The organism is Mesorhizobium sp. M2C.T.Ca.TU.002.02.1.1, from assembly GCF_003997225.1.
Window position 1 is genome coordinate 1 of the sequence record NZ_RZTO01000581.1, and the last position, 4,006, is coordinate 4,006.

Below are 4,006 nucleotides of genomic sequence, written 5' to 3' on the forward strand. Positions count from 1 at the left end.
CCCGATGATGGTGCAGATGATCGGACAGCGGCTGCGTGAGGACGATGGCTTTGCCAGCGACCGCGATGTGACCGACCGCATCCGCCAACTGGCCGCGCAGTAACCCTATCGGTGCGGGTTTCCGCGCCGCATGGACTTTGAACTGGACCCGGCAGCCCTCTGGCTTTATCGGAGTAATAGAGAGTTTGCCGCCCTTGGGGGACCCCGGGTGACTGTGCATGTGAAGATCGTTGTCGGCCTTGCCCTCGCGCTCGCCCTCGCCGGCTGTGCCGGTCCCACGCACGATCTGCTCAACCGCAAGGCGGTTGCGGCGCCGGCCTCCGACATTGCCGCCAGGCATGAGATCTTCGTCGCCACCACCCGCCAGCAGGCGACCAAGGATCCCCGCCAGGTGTTCGACGGCGACCGTTCGCTGACCACCAGCTACGCCCGCGTGGACGTCACCGTGCCGAAGATCCATCAGGTCGGCGCGATCGAGCGCGCCAAGGGCTCGGCCGACTCCAATCCGGCCAAGCAGTTCACCGCCACCGATGTCGTCCACTATGGCGACGCGCGGCAATTCGCCAAGGCGGTCGGCGCCGACGTTTCCATGCGCGGCGACCGCGCTTTGGTGTTCGTGCACGGCTTCAACAATGGTTTTGATGACGGCATCTACCGCATCACGCAGATCGCGCACGACACCAAATATCCCGGGACGCCGGTGCTGTTCTCATGGGCATCGAGCGCCAAGGCGACCGGCTACATCTACGACAAGGACAGCTCGACCGCCGCGCGAGACGACCTCGAGGCGACGCTCAGGATGCTTGCCAAGACGCGCGTCAAGAGCATCGACATCATCGCCCATTCGATGGGCACCTGGCTCACGATGGAAGCTTTGCGTCAGCTCGCCATCACCGGCGACCGCGATCTCGGCGGCAAGCTCGGCTATGTCATCCTCGCCTCGCCCGACATCGACGTCGATGTCTTCAAGAAGCAGATGATCCGCTACGGCAAGCCCGACAAGCCCTTCGCCATCCTGCTTTCGGGCGACGACCGCGCGCTGAAGCTGTCGAGCTTCATTTCCGGCGACAAGCCGCGCGTCGGCGATTACGGCAACGCCGCCGATCTGGCCAATTACGGCGTGACGGTCGTCGACCTGACCCAGGCCAAGGGCGGCGACGGCGGCCTGAACCATGCCAAATTCGCCGACAACCCTTTCCTGGTGCAATTGCTGGGCAACCGGCTGCGCACCCCAGCAGGCCTTGCCTCGGATGAGCCCGACCCGACGCAGCTCAACAATATCGGCCAGGGCCTGGGCAAGGCGGTCGGTTCAGTTGCGGAGGTCGTCATCACCACGCCGTTCAAGGTGTTGACCATCGCGACCGGCGGATGATCTGCCCTAGATAAAAAGATCGACCTTCTGGAACGTCGTCACGTCGACCAGGCCGACATCCGAGATCCTGAGCTCCGGAATGACCACCAGCGCCAGCAGCGAGTGCTGCATATAGGCGTTGTTGAGCGAGCAGCCGACCTTGCGCATGGCCTCGGTCAATTGCTCGGCCTTGGTGGCGACGATCTCGGCGCGTTCGTCGGACATCAGGCCGGCGATCGGCATCTCGACCAACGCCAGTTCCTTGCCCTTGGAATAAAGCACGACGCCGCCGCCCACCTCGCTCAGCCGGTTGACGGCTAGAGCCATGTCTTCCTTGTTGGTGCCAACGACGATGACGTGGTGCGAGTCATGCGCCACGCTTGACGCCATCGCGCAATCCTCCACGTAACCGAATCCGGAAACGAAGGCGTTGGTGACGCCGCCCGTGCCGCGATGGCGCTCGACCAGCGCGATCTGGCAGATGTCGTTGCGGCGATCCATGGCGACCAACCCGTCCTCGACGGCGAGATCGGCCTCGAGAGCCCGCGTCGGCGCCTGGTTCTCGATCACGCCGATAACCCGCGCCCGCACCTCGTTGGCGCCCTGCGGCGCAAAAATGTCGAAGTCTTTCGCCGCGAGCGCCTTGCCGAGCCTGACGGTGTTCTTCGCGGATTGCGGATAGTCATAGGCAGGAATGTCGATCTCGAGCTTGCCGGCTTTCGCCAGCCGGACGCCGCGGCCATAGACTTCGTCTATGGCCATCTGGGCAAGGTCGGAAACGATCAGGAGATCGGCCAGGCGTCCCGGCGCGATGGAGCCGATCTCGCGCTCCAGCCTGAAGTGCTGGGCGGTGTTGAGCGTCGCCATCTGGATCGCCGTCACCGGCTTCAGCCCCTGGCTGATGGCATGCCGCACCACGCGGTCCATATGGCCTTCATGCACGAGCGTGCCCGAATGGCTGTCATCGGTGCACAGGATGAAGTTGCGCGGGTCGAGGCCGCCTTCGGTCACTGCCTTGATCTGCGCCGCCACGTCGTACCAGGCCGACCCCAGCCGCAGCATCGCCTTCATGCCCTGGCGCACGCGTGCGATCGCATCTTCCGCGCGCGTGCCTTCATGGTCGTCCTCCGCCCCGCCCGCGACATAGCCGTGGAACGGCAGACCGAGATCGGGCGACGCATAATGCCCGCCAACCGTCTTCCCGGCCCTGACCGTCTCGGCGATCTCGCCCGACATCACCGGATCGTTGGCGGCGACGCCGGGGAAATTCATCACCTCGCCCAGCCCGATGATGTTTTCCCAGGTCATCGCCTCGGCCACGTCGGCGACCGTCAATTCGGCGCCGGCGTGCTCCAGCCCCGGCGCCGAAGGCACGCAGGACGGCATCTGCACATGCACGTTGATCGGCATCGCGACCGCCTCGTCATGCATCAGGCGAACGCCCGGCAATCCAAGTACATTGGCGATCTCATGCGGATCGATGAACATCGAGGTCGTGCCGTGCGGGATCACGGCTCGGCAGAATTCCGTCACCGTCACCATGCCGCTCTCGACATGCATGTGCGCGTCGCAAAGGCCGGGCACCAGATAGCGTCCGCCGGCGTCGACCACTTTGGTTCCCTGCCCGATGGCGTGGCCGGCATTCGGCCCGCAATAGGCGAAGCGGCCGGCGGCGATCGCGATATCGGTGCCCGGGATGATCTCGCCCGAATGGACATTCACCCAGCGCCCATTGCGGATGACCAGATCCGCGGGCTTTCGGCCCATCGCGACATCGACCAGATGTGTCACCACCTCCGTCCACGGCTTCGGCTTTGCGGCGCTTGTCGGCTTGGCGTTCGTCATTGGCTGAGTCCTCTGCATGGGCCAGTTTCGCAAATGTCGGCGCCTGGAGCCAGAGCGTCAGGTCGTAAACCACTGTTGCAGAGATACAATTCCGTTTGGCGACGAATGGGGCTAGTTTACGCTCAGGAGTTTCTCGGAACCGCCATTTCGGAGCGCTCGATGCGTCGACTGACGCTTGCCAGTGCCGGCTTTCTTGCCCTGTCCGGGTCTGCCTGGGCGGCGGACTTGGGCGCTGATCTGCCGATGACCGCGCCCGGCTTCGACTGGACCGGCTATTATGCCGGCATGCAGGCCGGCTATGGCTGGGGCCGGTCCGACATCACCGTCGATGGCGGGTCGGTGAAGCCCGACATCGACGGCGGTTTCGTCGGCGGCCATGTCGCGGGGCTCTGGCAGTTCGACCAGGCCGTGATCGGCGCCGAGGCCGATCTCAACTACGCCTCGATCGACGGCACCACTGAAGCCGCGCCGGGAAACATATTCGGCACCGACGTCAAGTGGTTCGGATCGATCAATGCCAAGGCCGGCTACGCGATGGATCGCGTGCTGATCTATGGTATCGGCGGCGTCGCTTTCGCCGGCATCGAGACCTCGCAGGCGGCGGGCACCACCTTTGCCCGAACCCGCACCAGCACCGGCTGGACGCTCGGCGCCGGCGTCGACTATGCCTTGACCAACAATGTCGTCGTCGGCGCGCAATACCGCTACTACGATTTCGGCAAGGAGCATTTCGACGCCTCGGACACTTTCACCGAGCGCGACCAGGACGTGAAGCTGCAGACGCTAGGCGTGAATTTCAGCTATAAATTC

Annotated in this window: 3 protein-coding genes; 2 read left to right on the forward strand and 1 reads right to left on the reverse strand. The window is 64.3% G+C overall.

Going from position 1 to position 4,006, the window contains the following annotated elements; genetic code table 11:
- The first annotated feature begins 208 nt into the window (after positions 1-208).
- The gene (locus tag EOD07_RS25350; RefSeq protein ID WP_127237367.1) at positions 209-1,372 is read left to right on the forward strand and encodes an alpha/beta hydrolase; all 1,164 of its coding nucleotides are present in this window, start codon (positions 209-211) and stop codon (positions 1,370-1,372) included.
- A 6-nt stretch (positions 1,373-1,378) separates the two neighbouring features.
- Here EOD07_RS25350 and ade read toward each other — a convergent pair whose 3' ends face one another.
- Complete coding sequence (gene ade, locus EOD07_RS25355; protein WP_127237368.1) at positions 1,379-3,196, reverse strand: adenine deaminase; 1,818 nt, start codon at positions 3,194-3,196, stop codon at positions 1,379-1,381.
- A gap of 159 nt (positions 3,197-3,355) precedes the next feature.
- On the opposite strand from ade, the gene EOD07_RS25360 reads away from it, so the two are divergent.
- Positions 3,356-4,006 (forward strand): outer membrane protein (locus tag EOD07_RS25360; RefSeq protein WP_164772510.1); only part of this gene is annotated, 651 nt, incomplete at its 3' end.